Here is a 17100-nt window from a genome sequence, read left to right as displayed (position 1 = left end):
AGCCGTCGGACTCCCGTCAGGAACCCTGAGAAAACCCTGTAAGGGTCAGCCATTCGTGTGCCATGCCCAGATGTCGGCTGGTCAGTCCCCGTAGCGGGTCCACGTGGACGAGCAGGAAGTCGGCCAGACCCTGATGCACCCTGAGATACTCCTCGTCCTCCGCCCACACCTGGTCGTCGAACCAGACGAACGGCCGCCGGCCAACGTAGCGGGCCACGTGCGACGTCTTGAACATCTCCCCGCGCTCCGAGACGACGTCCGGGCTCACGGGGATGACGGGCAGCGAGGGCAGGCCGATCCTGGGAGCGATCCATTCGTTGGCGTGCTGCTCCCACGTCGTCGCCCAGACCAGCTCGGAGCCGGTCGCCAGGGCCAGGTCGAGGAGCCGGCGGCCGTGGCGCGGGTTGAGGTGCACGGTGTAGACGTCGCCGTCGATCGTGCACCGGTAGCGCCGGAAGTCCGGAGTGGGCCGGCCCATCGGGTTGAGCACGCCGTCCACGTCCAGCAGCAGCAGTGGTTTCATCCGGCCCGGTACTCCTGCGGGCTGACGCCCCGTACGCGCTTGAAGGCCGCGCTGAGCGCGAACGGGCTCCCGTACCCGACCTTCCTGGCCACCGAGCCGATCGTCGCGTCCGGCTCCCGCAGCAGGTCGGCGGCCAGCGCCAGGCGCCAGTCCGTGAGGAAGGACATCGGCGGCTCTCCGACCAGGTCGGTGAAGCGCCTGGCCAGCGACGCCCTGGACACGCCCACCTCGGTGGCCAGGGCGGCGACCGTCCACGGGTGCGCCGGGTTGTTCTGCAGCAGGCGCATGGCCCGGCCCACCACCGGGTCGCCCATCGCGCGGTACCAGGCGGGCGCCTCCTTCGCGTGAGCGGCGAACCACGAGCGCAGCACCGCGATGAGCAGCAGGTCGAGCAGCCGGTCGAGGACCGCCTCCTGGCCCGGCTCGTCCTTGACGATCTCGGCGCCGAGCAGCGAGATGATCGGGTCGCCCGGCCGGGTGAGCAGCTGCGGCAGCGCGTCCAGCAGCCGCCTGCTGACCTCGCCCTCCAGGTTGTACGTGCCGGTGAGCAGCACGGTGCCCCCCGACGGGTCGTTCCCCCACGTGCGCACGCCCATGGACATGGTGCCGTAGGGCGACCCGCCGTCGATCGTGCGGCACTCCTGGCCGGGGAGGATGACGACCTGCGGCTTGAGGCCGGGCTCCGAGGCCACCGTGTACGGCCGCGGCCCCCGGGCGATCGCGACCTCCCCCGGCGACAGGCGCACCGGCTCGCCCGAGTCGAACGCGATCCACGACTCCCCGCGCACCTGCGCGATCAACGACAGCGGGGCCTCGTCCTGGATGCGCATCGACCAGGGCGGATCCAGGATCGAGCGGAGCAGGAAGGCGCCACGGGCCCGCGGGCCGTCCAGGAGCGCCGCCAGCTGGTCCATGGGTTAGACGATCGCATATGCCATTGCGCTTCTCAACCATGGAGAGTCTTATGGGTATGGCGGCTTACTAGACATATGACGATTCTGGTTCTGGGCGGCACGGGCAAGACCGGCCGCCGTGTGGTCGACCGCCTCAACGCTCTCGGACTGCCCGTGCGGATCGGGTCCCGCCCCCTCTTCGACTGGCAGGACCGCTCCACGTGGCCGGCGGCCCTCGACGGCGTGACGGCCGTCTACATCGCTTACGTCCCCGACCTGGCCTTCCCCGGCGCGTACGAGGACGTCAAGGCGTTCACGGAGCTGGCCGTGAGCGGCGGCGTACGGCGGCTGGTCCTGCTGTCCGGGCGGGGCGAGCCGGAGGCGGAGGCCAGCGAGCGGACCGTGCGGGAGTCCGGGGCCGAGTGGACGATCGTCCGCTGCAGCTGGTTCATGCAGAACTTCAGCGAGGGCTTCTTCTACGACCAGGTGCTCGAAGGCGTCGTCGCGCTGCCGGTCGCCGACGTGCCCGAGCCGTTCGTGGACGTGAACGACATCGCCGACGTGGCCGCCGCCGCGCTCAGCCGGGACGGCCACGCCGGCAGGCTCTACGAGCTCACCGGGCCGCGGCTGCTGACGTTCGCGCAGGCGGCCGAGGAGCTGTCCAGGGCCACCGGCAGGGAGATCTCGTTCGTGCGGGTGACGCCGGAGGAGTACGTGGCCGCGGCCGTCAAGGACGGCGTGCCCGAGGAGGAGGCCGCGGGCCTGGCCGCGCTGTTCACCGGCATCCTGGACGGCCGCAACGCCTCCGTGGCGGACGGCGTGCGCCAGGCGCTCGGCCGCCCGGCCCGCGACTTCACCGACTACGCCGAGGCCGCCGCCGCGATGTGGCAGCGCCTCTGAGATCTCACGGGGTCGGTGCTCCTCGTGGCCGTACGGGACTCTGTACGCGACGCGAGCAACTCACCGGCCCCGGCATCCGCTAGCCTCACCCTCGTCACTCCCGCGTTCTCGGAAGGTTGTCGTCGTGATCGGCTGGCTAGAAGCGGTGGTTCTGGGGTTGGTCCAGGGGCTCACGGAGTTCCTGCCGATCTCCTCCAGCGCCCACATCCGGGTGGTCTCCGCCATCGCCGGCTGGCAGGACCCAGGCGCGGCGTTCACCGCCGTCATCCAGATCGGCACCGAGCTGGCCGTGCTGATCTATTTCCGCAAGGAGATCTGGGAGATCATCTCGACCTGGACCAGATCCCTGTTCAACAGGGACCTGCGCGGCCACTGGGCCGCGCGCATGGGGTGGTACATCATCGTCGGCTCGCTGCCGATCGTGGTGCTCGGGGTGACGTTCAAGGACCAGATCGAGACCGTCTTCCGCGACCTGCGCCTGGTGGGCACGACGCTGATCGTCTTCGCCCTCCTCCTCTGGTTCGCCGACCGCACCGCCCGCAACAAGCTCACGCTGGAGAAGCACCTCAGCTTCACCCACGCCATCGTGTACGGCTTCGCCCAGGCGCTCGCCCTGATCCCCGGCGTGTCCCGCTCGGGCGGCACCACGACCGCCGGCCTGCTGCTCGACTACCGCCGTGAGGACGCCGCCAAATACTCGTTCCTGCTGGCCATCCCCGCCGTGCTGGGCTCGGGCGTCTACGAGCTGCGCGAGATCGGCAAGGGCCCGGCCCCCGAGTGGGGGCCGACGATCCTCGCCACGGTGATCTCGTTCGTCGTCGGATACCTGGCCGTGGCCTGGTTCCTGCGTTACATCAGCACCCACCGCTTCACCGGCTTCGTGATCTACCGGATCGTCCTGGGCTTCTTCCTCATCCTCGCGGTCACCGCGGGCTGGATCCCGGCCCTAGGCTGACACGAGGGCCGGAGCCGGATAGTACGCCGCCCACGCCTCGTCGCCCATGCGCAGGATCTTCAACCCGGTCCAGCCCAGGGCGGCGACGGGCAGGATCCAGAACGCCACGGTCAGGGGCCCGTACGGGATGGGGAACGAGACGACGTAGCCGGTGAAGACGAGCAGCGGCACCCACCAGCCGACGAAGCCCGCCCGCCACACGGCCGCGGTCAGCAGCGGCAGGCCGAGGATGGCGAAGAACATCCACGGCATCTGGAAGCCGATGATGACGCCGGGCAGGTTCAGCATCTCGTCGAGGATCCGCTGGGCCTCCTCCGGCGGGTGGTGCTGTCCCAGCCACCACTCGACGGGGTCCATCATGAGCAGCGCGGACATCGAGAGATAGCCGATCACCGTCATCCCCGCCGCCACGTGGCCGAGCCGCGTGGCCCTGCGCCGGGTGAGATGGGCCAGGCCGAGCGCGGCCACGGCCATGAGCATCCAGCTCCAGTGGTAGAGCGCGGACTCGGTCTGGGCCAGCGCGGGGTTCGCGCCGTAGCTGACCGCCTCCCGGTCGTCGCCCCAGGTGCCGGGATCGACGACGACGGCGACGGCCTGGAGCAGCGGGGCCACGATGAGCAGTACGCCCGCCGCGATGCGCCGAAAGGTCACCTGGTCGTTCAACATGCCGACGACGGTAGGCGCCGCGCCCGCCGCCCGTCGTCCGCCTGCGGACCGACCTGGCGTCCCCTATGGGGCGGAGAAGATCACGTCGGCCGGAGGGTCCGGGGGTAGCGGCTGCACAGGGCGAAGACGACGGCGAAGAGGGTCCAGGCGGCGACGTACGCGACGGGGTGGGCCCAGGCGTCGCCGACGAGGTCGCTCAGCGCGGCGCGGCCCTCGAAGTAGAGCGCCAGGCCCGCCACCGCGCCGGGGATCGCGCCCCACCAGCGCTGCCACCACACCTCGTGGACGACCACCTCGAACACGACGAGGGCGATCGGGCCGAACAGCAGCCACTTCAGCCCGGGCGGCTGGGACAGCAACGCGCTGAGCGCCATGACCGCCACCGCCGACGCGGCCGTCAGGAGCACCACGGCCCCGAAGGGCGCGGGCTCGTTCCGGGGGTCGATGTCTTCGGACATGATCACCATTCTGGCCGACGGCGCGCTACCCGACGGACACGCCCTCCTTCGGGGACAGCGCCGCCGGGCGGTAGGTGGCCAGCGTGAACAGCAGCGCCACCAGCCCGAACGCGGTGGCCAGCACGATCACGCCCGTCCTGCCGTACCAGTCGAGCGTCGCGCCGCCGGCCAGCCCGGCCAGGAACAGCCCCACGTACTGGGCGGACGACAGCAGCCCCAGGCCGATCGGCACGTTGCCGGGCACCACGGAGACGGTCCTGAACTGCTGGGCGGGGGCCACCAGCCAGCCGAGCGCGCCCCACAGGAACGCCCACACCAGGGCGACGGGCAGGGCCAGGTTCGCGACGGGGATGAGGGCCAGGAACACGGTACTCGCACCCAGGGCGAGCAGCACCATCCTGCGCGGCCCGTACAGGTCGGTGAAGCGCCCGCCGAGCTGGTTGCCCACGATGCCGCCGATGCCCCACGCCCACAGCACGGCGGGCAGCGGCAGGTCGATCAGCGACCCGATGTAGGTGTAGGCGGTGAACGCCGCCGCGAACATCAGCAGCTGCGTCACCAGCACCGCCAGCACCTGCCGGTCGCCCAGCGGCGCGAGACGCTCCCGCAGCCGCCCCGACGTCGGGATCCTGACGTCCGGCACCACCGTCGCGACCCAGGCGAACCCGACCACGCCCAGCCCCGCCACCAGCCAGAGCGTGGACCGCCAGCCCGAGACCGAGCCCAGCCAGGTGCCCAGGGGCACGCCGATCGCGTTCGCGACCGTCATCCCGCCCATCACCAGCGCGAGCGCGCGACCGCGCCGCTCGGGCTCGGTCAGCGCGTTCGCCACGCCGGACGCGGTCGGCGTGAACATCGCCGCCCCCGCCGCCGCGACCACCCGGGTGGCCATGACCAGCGGGTACGTCGGAGCCAGCGCGGTCAGGACGTTGCCCAGCACGAACACGCCAAGGGCCACCAGCAGCAGCGTCCTGCGCGACAGGCGGGCGGTCAGGGCGGCGAGGACGGGCGACAGCAGCGCGTACGCCAGCGCGAAGACGGTCATGAGCTGCCCCGCCGCGGAGGACGAGATCCCCAGGTCCTTCGAGATGGGCGGTAAGAGCCCGGCGGTCACGAACATGCCCGTACCGACGGCGAAATTTCCGGCAGCAAGCGGGTAGAGCCGCGAAGTCATGGGGCCTCCACAAAAAAGTTGGACACGCATCAAACTGACCTATAGTTGGATTGTTGTCAAACAATAAAACGAAGGTAGGGTTTGACCATGCGCCTGCTACCTCACCCGGCTACGGAGGACATCGAGCTCACCGAGGTCCTGCGGGCGCTGTCCGACCCCGTCCGCCTGGAGATCGTCGTCCGGCTCGCCCTGAGCGGCGTGATGAACTGCGGCGAGGCGGGCGACCACCTGGGCGTGCACAAGTCGACGGCCTCGCACCACTACCGGACGCTGCGCGAGGCGGGCGTGGTGATGACCAAGCAGGAGGGACGGCTGAAGTTCATGAGCCTGCGCCGCGACGACCTCGAGTCCCGCTTCCCCGGCCTGCTCGACTCCGTCCTGTCCGCCGCCGGGATCCCGAGCACCGTTCTCGGCCCGGCCGCCGACGTCCCCGCCCCGCGTTGATGCGCCACGACTCGCTGCCCATCCGGCACGTCCTGCCCGGCCTGCTCGCCGCGCTCGACCGGCACGGCAGCGCGGTGCTCACGGCCCCGCCCGGCACGGGCAAGACGACGGTCGTGCCCCTGGCCCTGGCCGAGGCGGGCATGCGGGTGCTGGTCGCCGAGCCGCGGCGGCTGGCCGTGCGCGCGGCGGCCAGGCGGATGGGCGTGAGCTACACGATCAGGGGCGAGCGCCACACGGGCGCCAACCCGATGGTCGAGGTCGTCACCACCGGCGTCCTGCTCCAGCGCCTCCAGCGCGACCAGGAGCTGGCCGGGGTAGACGCGGTCGTGCTCGACGAGTGCCACGAGCGGCACCTGGACGCGGACGCCTCCCTGGCGTTCCTCCTGGACGTACGCGACACGCTCCGGCCCGACCTGCGCCTGCTGGCCACCTCGGCGACCGCCGACGCCGAGCCGTGGTCCCGGCTGATCGGCGGCCCGATCGTCGCGGCCACCGGCGCCGCGTACCCCGTCGAAACGGTGTGGGCCCCGCCTGCCCGCCCGGTCGCCCCGCCGCACGGCCTGCGCGTCGACCCGGCGCTGCTGGCCCACGTGGCCTCGGTGGTCCGCAGGGCGCTGGCGGAGCGGGCGGGCGACGTGCTGTGCTTCCTGCCCGGCGTGGCCGAGATCGCCAGGGTCGCCGGGATGCTCGACGGCGTGACGGTGCTCCAGGTGCACGGGCAGGCCCCGGCCCACGTCCAGGACGCCGTGCTCGCGCCGGGCCCGGCCCGCAGGGTGGTGCTGGCCACGTCGGTCGCCGAGTCGAGCCTGACCGTGCCCGGCGTCCGGGTGGTGGTCGACTCCGGCCTGGCCCGCGAGCCCCGTACCGACCACGCCCGCGGCCTGGGCTCCCTCACCACGGTCAGGGTCTCGAAGGCGTCGGCCGGCCAGCGCGCGGGCCGGGCCGGGCGGGAGGCGGAGGGCACGGTCTACCGCTGCTGGTCGGCGGCCGACCACGACCGGCTCGCCGACCACGCGCGGCCGGAGATCGCGCTCGCGGACCTGACGGGGTTCGCGTTGCAGGCGGCCTGCTGGGGCGCGCCCGACGCGTCGGGCCTGGCCCTGCTGGACCCGCCGCCGCCCGCCGCGATGTCCGCCGCCACCCGCACCCTGGAGGCGCTGGGCGCGCTGGACCCGGCCTCGCGGGTGACCGAGCGCGGGCGCCGGATGGCGCTCGCGGGCGTCCACCCCCGCCTGGCCAGGGCCCTGCTCGACCTCGGCCCTGGCGCGGCCGAGGTGGTGGCCCTGCTGTCGGAGCAGTTGCCGCGCGACGCGGGCGACGACCTGGTGGAGGTCTGGCGCGCGGCCCGCCGGGGCGGCACCGGCTTCGCCGCCCGCTGGCGCCAGGAGACCAGGCGCCTCCAGCGGAGCGCCGGCTCGGGCCGCCCGGACCTGCCCGGCGACACCCTGGCCGGGACGGCGGTGGCGCTGGCGTTCCCCGAGCGGGTGGCGCGCAGGCGGGGCGGCGGCTACCTCATGGCCTCCGGCACGCAGGCCCAGCTCCCGGAGGGGTCCAGGCTGCACACCGCCGAGTGGCTGGCCATCGCGGTCGCCGACCGGCAGGCGGGCTCGGCGTCGGCCCGCATCAGGCAGGCCGTGGAGATCGACGAGGAGACCGCCAGGCTGGCGCACCCCACCACCACGCAGGACGAGATCGCGTGGCACGTCCCTCCGGGCGAGCGGCGCGGCGACGTGCTCGCCCGCCGGGTCGAGCGCCTGGGCGCGATCGAGCTGTCCGCCGCCCCGCTCAAGGATGCCGACGTCCGCGAGGCCGTCCTGCACGGCCTGCGCACCGAGCCCGACGTCCTGACCTGGACGAAGCAGGCCAAGGAGCTGCGGGACCGCCTGGCCTTCTGCCACCGCGCCATCGGCGCCCCCTGGCCCGCGACGGACGCGCTCATCGACCTGGCCGACCAGTGGCTGGAGCCCGAGCTGTCCAGGGCCCGCCGCCGGGCCGACCTGGAGCGCATAGACGTGGCCGCCGCGCTGAAGCGCCTGATCCCCTGGAGCGAGCGGCTGGAGCGGGCGGCCCCCGAACGCATCGAGGTCCCCAGCGGCTCCCACATCCGCGTCGACTACTCCGGCGACCGGCCGGTGCTGGCGGTGAAGCTGCAGGAGCTGTTCGGCTGGCAGGAGACGCCCGAGATCTCCGGCGTGCCCGTGCTGGTGCACCTGCTCTCCCCGGCGGGCCGGCCGGTGGCCGTCACCGCGGACCTGGCGTCGTTCTGGCGCGAGGGCTACCGTTCGGTACGTGCGGAGCTGCGCGGCCGCTACCCCAGGCACCCCTGGCCGGAGGACCCGCTGACCGCGCCTCCCACCCGCCGCGCCAAGGAGAGGCGATCCTGACCGTCGCCCCCGCTACGCGTCCGGGGCGAGATCGTCCAGGGTCGGGTTCTCCAGGACGGGGAAGCGCTCGACCCCCACGCCCACGTCCTTGAACCCGCTCGACGTGGCCACGCACACGACGGGCCCGTCGAAGTCCCGCCGCAGCTTCCGGTGTCCCGCGAGCCCCGCCGCGCCCGACAGCTCCTGCCACAGCCCCTGCCGGGCCAGGTCCCGCTGCGCCGCCCGCAGCTCCTCGTCGGTCACGAGCAGCGCCTCGCCGCCGCTGTCACGCACGGCCACCACCCCGCGGTGCCCGCCGACCTGCCCGGCGATGCCGTACGCGTCGCTGGCCGCCAGCTCGACGATCGCGGCGGGGGCGCCGGTGGCCAGCGCCCGCGCGTGGGGCCCGCCGGCCGCCGTCTCGCAGGAGAACATCCGCGGCACGGCCTCGGTCAACCCCAGCAGCCGCAGCTCCACGAACCCCTTCCACATCCCGTAGAGCAGCTCGGCGTACCCGGTGGGGGTGAAGACGGCCGCGGGCACGCCTCCGAGCTGGAGGAACAGCTCGTAGGCGATCGTCTTGTAGCCCTCGGGCCCGAACGGGTGCCCGGTGTGGGTCACCGTCTGGTTGCTGACCGGGTGGTAGCCGAGCCGGTCGACGACCTCGCGCAGCAGCGGCCAGCGCGCCTCGGCGGGCACGGAGACGACCTTGGCCCCGTACGCGCGCGCGAACGCCTGCACGGCGGGCGGCGAATCCGCCGAGGTCAGCACGATGGCGGGCAGCCCGGCCCGGGCGGCGTAGGCGGCGGCCGAGGCCCCGTGGTTGCCGGAGGAGGCCACGACCACGCCGGGCGCGCCCGAGGCGACGGCGGCGCTGACCGTGACCCGGTTGAGGCGGTCCTTGTGCGACCAGGTCGGGTTGCGGGACTCGTCCTTGACGTAGATCCCGTCGAACTCCACCAGCGGCGTCCCGCCCTCTCCCAGCGTGGGCGCCTCCAGCGGCGGCAGCAGCGGCGACCAGCGCGCGAGGTCCGTGCCCGGCTCCTGCTCGAACAGGCGCGGGTCCACCCGCGCGTAGTCGTAGGTGATCTCCAGCGGATAGGCGATCTCGTCCGTGCTGGTCCGGGGACAACCCCGCGTCAGCGGCGGGAACAGCGGGAACTCGGCCGAGGGGTCACCCAGCGAGCGCTGGCGGAGGGCAAGGGAGGGTCCGTTCACGTGTATCGACCCTATCGGGCCGCCCCTATCTACCCGCGCCGCCAGGATGCAGACTCTAGTCATGTTGTGGGCAGGCAGGTCCGCTGTCGAGATCGCGACGGCCGTCCGGCGTGGGGACGTCACGGCCGCGACCGTCGTCGAGGAGCACCTTCACGCCATCTCGGAGCGGGATTCCAGAGTAGGGGCGTTCCGGCGGGTCAGGGAGCAGGCCGTGGAGGAGGCGCAGGCCGTGCAGAAACGGCGCGACCTGGCGGAGCTGCCGCTGGCCGGCGTGCCGGTGGCGGTGAAGGACAACCTGGAGGTCGCGGGCGAGGCCACCCGCGGCGGGTCCGCGGTCACGGCGGACGTGCCCGCGCCGCGGGACCACGTGACGGTGGCGCGTCTGCGGGCCGCCGGCGCGGTGGTCGTCGGCCTGACGAACCTGCCCGAGCTGGGGCTCGTCGCGCTCGGCGACAGCGCGTACGGCATCGTCCGCAACCCCTGGAACCCGGCCAGGACGGCCGGCGGGTCGTCGTCGGGCAGCGCCGCGGCCGTGGCGGCGGGCATGGTGCCACTGGCGCTGGGCAACGACGGCATGGGCTCGCTGCGCATCCCGGCCGCCTGCTGCGGCGTGCTGGCCGTCAAGCCCGGCACCGGGCTCGTGCCGCCGCCCACCGACCACTGGGACGGGCTGACGGAGAACGGCCCCCTGGCGACGACCGCGTCCGACCTGGCGCTGGCCCTGTCCGTGCTGGCCGCCGACCCGGCGCTCGCCGAGTCCTGGCGCGGCGGCCGGCGGGTCGAGCCGCGGCCGCCCATGCTGCGCTCGGTCTGGGCGGACGACGACGAGATCTGGGAGCCGCAGCCGCCCCAGGACAGCCCCGAGCCGTTCGACCTGCGGGTGGCGTACGCGCCCCAGCCGCTCCCCGCCGGCCTGCCCATGGACAAGGAGTTCCAGGCCGCGGTGCGCGGGGCGGCGGAGACGCTGCGCCAGGCCGGGCACACGGTGGTCGAGCACCGCGACAGGCTGCCCGCCTGGCTCGGCCCCGCCACGATCGCCACCTGGCTCACCAGGGCCGCCGCGTCGGCCGACGGCCTCGACCGGCGCCGGCTCGAACGCCGCACCCGCGGGCTCGCCCGCGCGGGCCGGGTGCTCGCCGCCCTCAAGCTCGACGGCGTGCGCGGCCGGGAGCGCTGGAGCGGTTACGGGGCCGACCAGTGGTTCGGGGACGCCGACGTGCTGATCACGCCCGCCCTGGCCGCCGTCCCGCCGAAGGCCGAGCGCTGGGGCGAGCGCGGCTTCGTCCGCAACGCGCTGACCAACGTCAGGTACGCCCCCGCCACCGGCCCCTGGAACATGTGCGGCTGGCCCGCCATCACGGTCCCCCTGGCCACGCACTCCACCGCGCTGCCCATCGGCGTCCAGATCGTCGCCCCGCCCGGCGGCGAACCCCACCTCCTCGGCCTGGCCGCCCAGCTCCAGGCCGCCCATCCTCCGGTCAGGCCGCCCGGCTTCGCGTTCTGAGCCGCCGTTCCGAGTCACTGTTCCGAGTCACTGTTCTGAGTCACTGAGGGTGCACCTGACAGGTGTACCTCCAACGGGGCGCTGGCCGGCGTGCGGGCCGTGCCGCAGCCTGGTCCGCATGAACACACGTGAATGGCTCGTGCTCGTCACGCTGTGCGGCGCGACGTTCATGACAGGTCTGGATTATTCGATCATCACGGTCGCGCTCCCCGAGCTCGGCCGCGATCTGGGTTTCGCCACGCGGGGCGACCTGCAGTGGGTGGTGACGGCCTGCCTGCTGCCGACGGCCGCGTTGATGCCGCTGTTCGGGCGGGTGTCGGACGTGGTGGGGCGGCGCAGGCTGTTCGCGGCCGGCGTGACGGCGTTCACCGGGTTCTCCCTGCTGGCGGCCCTGGCTCCGGTGCCCGGGGTGCTGGTCGGCGCCAGAGCCGGGCAGGGCGTGGCGGCGGCCATGATCGGCCCGACCGCGCTGGCCCTCATGACCACGGCCTTCGCCGAGGGCCCGAAGCGTACGAGGGCGATGGGCGTCAACGGGGCGCTGCTCTCGCTCGGCTTCGTGGCCGGGACCATCGGCGGCGGCCTGGTCACCAGCGGGCTGAGCTGGCGCTGGACCATGCTCATCCTGGTGGGGATCGGCGTGGTCGTGCTGGTGGGCGCGCTCGCCGTGCTCCCCGGCGACTCCGGCGGGAGCGCCGTCCGGCTGGACGTGCCGGGGGCCGTGCTGGCGAGCGGCGGGCTGTTCTCCCTGGTCTACGGCATTTCTACGCTCACGTGGGTCGGCGTCGCGGCGGCCGTGCTGCTGCTGGGGGCGTTCCTCACGGTTGAGGCCAGGCACGCCGCCCCGCTGGTGCCGCCGCGGCTGCTGCGCCGGCCCACGGTGAAGTGGGGGATGGCGGTGGCGCTGGTGACGTTCGGCATGTGCGGCGGGGCGACGCTGCTGCTGAGCGTCTACATGCAGGACGTGCTCGGCTGGTCCGCGCTGCGGACGGGGCTCGGGTTCCTCGGCGAGGGCGTGGCCGCCCTGGTCGCGGGCGGCCTTGCGGCCCGGCTGATCGGCGCGTACGGCGCCCCGGCGACCGTGGCGGCCGGCCTGACCACGCAGGCCGTGGGGACGGCGGCGATGGTGTTCCTGCCCGCCTCGGGAGGGCTGGGGGTGCTCCTGGCCACCTCGGCGGCGATGGGCTTCGGTCACGTGCTGACCGTGGTGGCCGCGATCACGACGATCACGTCCGGGCTCGCCCCGGCCGACCAGGGGGTGGCGGGCAGCCTCGCGCAGATGCCCACGTTCGTCGGGGCGATCGGGGTGGCCGGGCTGACCGCCGTCGCGTCGGCGTACGCCGAGCTGCTGGCGGGCCTGCACGCGGCGTTCGTGGTGGCGGGGGCGGTCGCCCTGCTCGGGGCGGCCGGGGGCGCCCTGCTGCTGCGCCGTGCTACCCCTGCCGCAGCAGCCGTCTGAGCGGCTCCTCCGAGCCGGGCTCGGGCTGGAAGAGCACCACGCCCTGGCCCTCGTCATCGGGCGTACGCAGCAGCTCGGCGGTGAGCGTGACGACGCCGAGCTCGGGGTGGCGGTAGCCGCGCGAGATGGAGGCGCAGTTGCTCACCGGATGCCGCGTCCACATGGCCCTGAACTCGGCGCTCCCGGCCGCCAGCTCCTCCACCAGCGCCCGCAGCCCCTCGTCGCCGGGGAACTTGCCGAGCGACACCTGAAGGTAGGCGATGTCGTCCAGGGCCTTGCTCTCCCAGTCGACGTAGAGCTCGCGGGAGCGGGGGTCGAGGAAGTCCATGCGGGCGAAGTTGGGGCGCGGCTCGCGCTCCGGCGCGTCGAAGTCCAGGTGCGGGGTGAACAGCGCGTGCGCGAGCCGGTTCCAGGCCAGCACGTCGGCGCGCCGGCCCACCGCCCAGGCCGGCACCTCGGTGAACGACTCCACCATGCGCCTGATCCCGGGCCTGAGCAGCTCAGGCCCGACCGGCGGGCGGGACCGGACGGCGCGGGCCAGGCGGTGCAGGTGGGCCCGCTCGTCGTCGTCCAGCCGCAGCGCGCGGGCGAGGGCGTCGAGCACCTCGTCGGAGACGTTCGGACTCTGCCCCTGCTCCAGCCGGGTGTAGTAGCCGACGCTCAGGCCCGCCAGCGGCGCCAGCTCCTCCCTGCGCAGCCCTGCCACGCGCCGGTGGCGCACCCCCGGCCCGAGCCCCACGTCCTGGGGCTGGAGCCGGGCGCGCCGGGCCCGGAGGAACTCACCGAGACTCATCGAAGTGCCGCGTTCACACCCCGACCGGATGCCAGACGGTCTTGGTCTCCAGGAACCGCGTCATCCGGCCGGTCCCAGGATCGGCCGCCCAGTCCTGCCGGGAGGGGCGCAGGACGCGCTTGAGGTTCTCCGCCGCCTCCTGCTCGCAGCTCAGCGCCAGGTCGGCGTCCTCGACCCCGGTCAGGTCGAGCCCGTTGACGTCCATGTGCGCCGCCAGCCAGGGCGCCAGCTCGGCCTGGTGCCCGGTGAGGACGTTGACCACGCCTCCGGGCAGGTCGGACGTGGCCAGCACCTCCGCCAGCGTGATCGACGCGAGCGGCGCGCGCTCGGACGCCACGACGACGCACGTGTTGCCGGTCACGATCACGGGCGCGACCACCGACACCAGCCCGAGCAGCGGATCGGCGGGCGCGATCACGGCCACCACGCCGGTCGGCTCGGGCGTGGACAGGTTGAAGTACGGGCCCGCGACCGGGTTGGACGTCCCGTGCACGGCGGCGATCTTGTCGGACCACCCCGCGTACCAGACGAGCCGGTCGATCGCGGCGTCCACCTGCTCCAGCGCCGCCTTCTTGCCGCCGCCGAGCTCCTCGGCGAACTGGGCGCGGCGGCCCTCCAGCATCTCGGCGACCCGGTAGAGGATCTGGCCCCGGTTGTAGGCGGTGGCGCCCGACCAGCCGGGGAACGCCTTGCGCGCGGCCACCACGGCGTCGCGGGCGTCCTTGCGCGAGGCGCGGGACGCGTTGGCGAGGAATTCGCCCTTGGCCGAGGTCACGGGGTAGGACCTCCCACTCTCCGAGCGCGGGAACGCCCCTCCGATGAACAGCTTGTAGGTCTTTCTGACGGACAACCTACTCATCGCCCCGCCCCCTCCACGTGGACTCCTGCGACATCTGGACCGGCACGAAGACCTGGCCGCACCGGCTCACGCCGCAGCGGTGGGCGTACCAGCCGGTGCGTACGGGCCTCCCGGACCTGGCGAAGGCGTGACCCCTGGTGGCCTGCGCCCGCCGCCTGGCGCGGCGGGGACGGCGATGCTCACACGTCAAGGTAGGCCTCCAATCCGTGCAGGCCGCCTTCGCGGCCGTATCCGGACTCCTTGTAACCGCCGAACGGCGAGGCCGGGTCGAACTTGTTGAACGTGTTGGCCCACACCACCCCCGCCCGCAACCGGTCAGCCATCCACAGGATCCGCGACCCCTTCTCCGTCCAGATCCCCGCCGACAACCCGTACGGCGTGTTGTTGGCCTTCTCCACCGCCTCGGCGGGGGTGCGGAACGTCAGCACGGACAGCACGGGCCCGAAGATCTCGTCCCGGGCGATCGTGTGCGACTGCGCCACCCCGGTGAAGATCGTGGGCGGGAACCAGAACCCCCGCTCGGGCAGCTCACACGCCGGCGACCACCGCTCGGCGCCCTCCGACTCCCCGACCGCCGACAGCTCGCGGATCTTGGCCAGCTGCTCGGCCGAGTTGATCGCGCCCACGTCGGTGTTCTTGTCCAGCGGGTCACCCACCCGCAGCGTGCCCAGCCGCCGCTTCAACGACGCCAGCAGCTCCTCCTGGACCGACTCCTGCACCAGCAGCCGCGACCCGGCGCAGCACACGTGACCCTGGTTGAAGAAGATCCCATTCACGATCCCCTCCACCGCCTGGTCGATCGCGGCGTCCTCGAACACGATGTTGGCCGCCTTGCCGCCCAGCTCCAAGGTCAGCTTCTTGCCGGTGCCCGCCACGGCCCTGGCGATGATCCGGCCGACCTCGGTCGAGCCGGTGAAGGCCACCTTGTCCACCTCCGGGTGGCCCACCACGGCCGCGCCGGTCTCGCCCGCGCCGGTCACGATGTTCACCACCCCCGGCGGCAGCTCGGCCTGCCGGCAGATGTCGGCGAACCACAACGCGCTCAGCGGCGTCGTCTCGGCCGGCTTGAGCACCACCGTGTTCCCGCACGCCAACGCCGGCGCGATCTTCCAGGCCAGCATCAGCAGCGGGAAGTTCCACGGGATCACCTGCCCCGCCACGCCCAGCGGCTTCGTGCCGAACCCGGCGTACTCCAGCTTGTCGGCCCAGCCCGCGTAGTAGAAGAAGTGCGCCGCCACCAGCGGCACATCCACATCGCGCGACTCGCGGATCGGCTTGCCGTTGTCGAGCGACTCCAGCACCGCCAGCTCACGCGCCCGCTCCTGGATGATCCGCGCGATGCGGAACAGGTACTTGGCCCGCTCCGCGCCCGGCAGCGCCGACCAGCCGCCGAACGCCTTGCGCGCGGCTCGCACCGCCCGGTCCACGTCGTCGGCCGAGGCGGTGGCGACCTCGGCCAGCGTCTCCTCGGTGGCCGGGTTGACCGTCTTGAACGGGGCGCCGGAGCCGTCGACGAACTCGCCGTCGATGAACAGCCCGTACGACGCCTTGATGTCGACCAGGTCACGCGACTCGGGCGCGGGGGCGTACTCGAAGATCGCCATCATCAGTCCAGGGTGAAGTAGTCGGGGCCGGCATACCGGCCGGTGGCCAGCTTCTGGCGCTGCATCAGCAGATCGTTCAGCAGCGAGGAGGCGCCCAGCCGGAACCAGTCCGGCGACAGCCAGTCATCGCCGGCCGTCTCGTGCACCAGCACCAGGTTCTTGATGGCGTCCTTGGTGGTGCGGATGCCGCCCGCGGGCTTCACGCCCACCTGCCGGCCGGTCGCGTCACGGAAGTCACGCACCGCCTCCAGCATGATCAGCGTCACCGGCAGCGTCGCGGCCGGGGACACCTTGCCCGTGGAGGTCTTGATGAAGTCGGCGCCGGCCAGCATCGCCAGCCAGGACGCGCGCCGCACGTTGTCGTAGGCGGCCAGCTCGCCGGTCTCCAGGATCACCTTGAGATGCGCCGGGCCGCACGCGGCCTTGACCGCCACGATCTCCTCGAACACCTTCAGGTACCGGCCGGACAGGAACGCGCCCCGGTCGATCACCATGTCGATCTCGTCGGCGCCCGCCGCCACCGCCAGCGCGGTGTCGCTCACCTTGACCTCCAGCGAGGAACGGCCGCTGGGGAAGGCGGTGGCGACCGAGGCCACCTTGACGCCGGTCCCGGCCAGCGCCTGGACGGCGACCTCGACCAGGTCAGGGTAGACGCACACGGCGGCCACCCGGGGTGCGCCGCCGCCGGGGTGGACGGCCTTGGTGCACATCGCCCGCACCTTGCCGGCCGTGTCGGCTCCTTCGAGGGTGGTCAGGTCGACCATGGAGATGGCCAGGTCGATGGCCTGCGCCTTGGCGGTGGTCTTGATCGAACGGGTGCCGAGCATCGCCGCCCGCTGGTCCGCGCCGACCCGGTCAACGCCGGGCAGGCCGTGCAGGAAAGCTCGCAACGCCGAGTCGGACGAGGCGACGTCCGCGAGCGAGGTAGTCACAGTTGACACCAACACAGCATCGCCGACCAGGGCCGTGAGCTCCAAACCGGACCGCCTTAGGCGATCGGACCAGGGGTCTTAGGCATGCCGTACGCGTCGGCGTACCAGAGATAAGGCATCCACCCGATGTGGCAGGCAGGGCCTTAGACCGAGTCTTAAAGGTGTCAGGAAGAAGCACGAAATTTCAGGAGACACACCATGCACCCCGAGATCGAGTACGAGCTCATGAAGAACCACGCGAGCGAGCTCCGCAAGGCCGCCGCCGAACACCGGCGGGTACGCGAGGCCGAGCGGGCGAACAAGTCCGAGCGCCGCTCGGTCTTCGGCAAGCTCCGTTTCTCATGACCATCCCACGAGA

17 protein-coding genes are annotated in these 17100 nt (G+C 72.9%); 7 read left to right on the top strand and 10 right to left on the bottom strand.

Going from position 1 to position 17100, the window contains the following annotated elements; genetic code table 11:
- Window positions 1-16: 16 nt before the first annotated feature.
- Window positions 17-523, bottom strand: a complete 507-nt coding sequence (locus H4W80_RS39080) for an HAD domain-containing protein (protein WP_192789653.1) — start codon at window positions 521-523, stop codon at window positions 17-19.
- Window positions 520-1437: an AraC family transcriptional regulator gene (locus tag H4W80_RS39075; protein ID WP_192789652.1), complete on the bottom strand. Its 918-nt coding sequence runs from the start codon at window positions 1435-1437 to the stop codon at window positions 520-522. The genes H4W80_RS39080 and H4W80_RS39075 overlap by 4 nt, the downstream gene beginning before the upstream one ends.
- A 75-nt stretch (window positions 1438-1512) precedes the next feature.
- Between H4W80_RS39075 and H4W80_RS39070 the strand changes: the two genes are divergently transcribed.
- Both H4W80_RS39070 and H4W80_RS39065 read left to right on the top strand, forming a co-directional pair.
- Complete coding sequence (locus tag H4W80_RS39070) at window positions 1513-2316, top strand: NmrA family NAD(P)-binding protein (RefSeq protein WP_192789651.1); 804 nt, start codon at window positions 1513-1515, stop codon at window positions 2314-2316.
- 124 nt (window positions 2317-2440) lie between these two features.
- Window positions 2441-3271, top strand: a complete 831-nt coding sequence (locus H4W80_RS39065) for an undecaprenyl-diphosphate phosphatase (RefSeq protein ID WP_318787263.1) — start codon at window positions 2441-2443, stop codon at window positions 3269-3271.
- Here the strand turns inward: H4W80_RS39065 and H4W80_RS39060 are convergent.
- The 3 genes from H4W80_RS39060 to H4W80_RS39050 form a co-directional block, all read right to left on the bottom strand.
- Window positions 3263-3937 (bottom strand): hypothetical protein, encoded by a 675-nt coding sequence (locus H4W80_RS39060; RefSeq protein WP_192789650.1) that lies wholly within the window; start codon window positions 3935-3937, stop codon window positions 3263-3265. The two genes, H4W80_RS39065 and H4W80_RS39060, sit on opposite strands and share 9 nt — an antisense overlap.
- Before the next feature lie 80 nt (window positions 3938-4017).
- Window positions 4018-4395 carry a hypothetical protein gene (locus H4W80_RS39055; RefSeq protein WP_192789649.1) on the bottom strand — a complete coding sequence of 126 codons (378 nt, stop codon included), beginning with the start codon at window positions 4393-4395 and terminating at the stop codon, window positions 4018-4020.
- 25 nt (window positions 4396-4420) lie between these two features.
- Window positions 4421-5569, bottom strand: coding sequence for an MFS transporter (locus H4W80_RS39050; RefSeq protein ID WP_192789648.1), 1149 nt, complete (start codon window positions 5567-5569; stop codon window positions 4421-4423).
- 87 nt (window positions 5570-5656) lie between these two features.
- On the opposite strand from H4W80_RS39050, the gene H4W80_RS39045 reads away from it, so the two are divergent.
- Together H4W80_RS39045 and hrpB are read left to right on the top strand one after the other, a co-directional pair.
- Window positions 5657-6013: an ArsR/SmtB family transcription factor gene (locus H4W80_RS39045; protein WP_192789647.1), complete on the top strand. Its 357-nt coding sequence runs from the start codon at window positions 5657-5659 to the stop codon at window positions 6011-6013.
- Complete coding sequence (gene hrpB, locus H4W80_RS39040) at window positions 6013-8397, top strand: ATP-dependent helicase HrpB (protein ID WP_225963895.1); 2385 nt, start codon at window positions 6013-6015, stop codon at window positions 8395-8397. Before H4W80_RS39045 ends, hrpB begins: the two co-directional genes overlap by 1 nt.
- A 12-nt stretch (window positions 8398-8409) precedes the next feature.
- On the opposite strand, the gene H4W80_RS39035 is transcribed toward hrpB, so the two are convergent.
- On the bottom strand, window positions 8410-9594 hold the full coding sequence (locus tag H4W80_RS39035; RefSeq protein ID WP_318787262.1) for a threonine synthase: 1185 nt from the start codon (window positions 9592-9594) through the stop codon (window positions 8410-8412).
- A gap of 61 nt (window positions 9595-9655) precedes the next feature.
- Here H4W80_RS39035 and H4W80_RS39030 point away from each other — a divergent pair, with 61 nt between their 5' ends.
- Together H4W80_RS39030 and H4W80_RS39025 are read left to right on the top strand one after the other, a co-directional pair.
- A complete protein-coding gene (locus H4W80_RS39030) occupies window positions 9656-11098 on the top strand; it encodes an amidase (protein WP_192789644.1) in 1443 nt (480 codons plus the stop codon).
- 118 nt (window positions 11099-11216) lie between these two features.
- Complete coding sequence (locus tag H4W80_RS39025) at window positions 11217-12554, top strand: MFS transporter (RefSeq protein WP_192789643.1); 1338 nt, start codon at window positions 11217-11219, stop codon at window positions 12552-12554.
- Here the strand turns inward: H4W80_RS39025 and H4W80_RS39020 are convergent.
- From H4W80_RS39020 to deoC, 4 genes are all read right to left on the bottom strand, one after another.
- Entirely contained in the window at window positions 12529-13347 is an 819-nt protein-coding gene (locus tag H4W80_RS39020; protein ID WP_192789642.1) for a helix-turn-helix transcriptional regulator, read from the bottom strand. The two genes, H4W80_RS39025 and H4W80_RS39020, sit on opposite strands and share 26 nt — an antisense overlap.
- 13 nt (window positions 13348-13360) lie before the next feature.
- The gene (locus tag H4W80_RS39015; RefSeq protein WP_192789641.1) at window positions 13361-14206 is read right to left on the bottom strand and encodes an aldehyde dehydrogenase family protein; all 846 of its coding nucleotides are present in this window, start codon (window positions 14204-14206) and stop codon (window positions 13361-13363) included.
- Window positions 14207-14385: 179 nt separating this feature from the next.
- A complete protein-coding gene (locus H4W80_RS39010) occupies window positions 14386-15813 on the bottom strand; it encodes an aldehyde dehydrogenase family protein (protein ID WP_192789640.1) in 1428 nt (475 codons plus the stop codon).
- Entirely contained in the window at window positions 15813-16742 is a 930-nt protein-coding gene (gene deoC, locus H4W80_RS39005) for a deoxyribose-phosphate aldolase (RefSeq protein ID WP_192793999.1), read from the bottom strand. Before deoC ends, H4W80_RS39010 begins: the two co-directional genes overlap by 1 nt.
- Window positions 16743-16940: 198 nt before the next feature.
- On the opposite strand from deoC, the gene H4W80_RS39000 reads away from it, so the two are divergent.
- Window positions 16941-17087: a hypothetical protein gene (locus tag H4W80_RS39000; protein ID WP_192789639.1), complete on the top strand. Its 147-nt coding sequence runs from the start codon at window positions 16941-16943 to the stop codon at window positions 17085-17087.
- Window positions 17088-17100 lie beyond the last annotated feature (13 nt).

Origin of the sequence: Nonomuraea angiospora, assembly GCF_014873145.1 — a bacterium.
GTDB lineage: Bacteria > Actinomycetota > Actinomycetes > Streptosporangiales > Streptosporangiaceae > Nonomuraea > Nonomuraea angiospora.
Note: the sequence above shows the minus strand (reverse complement) of the source record. Positions and strands in the feature narration are given on the sequence as shown.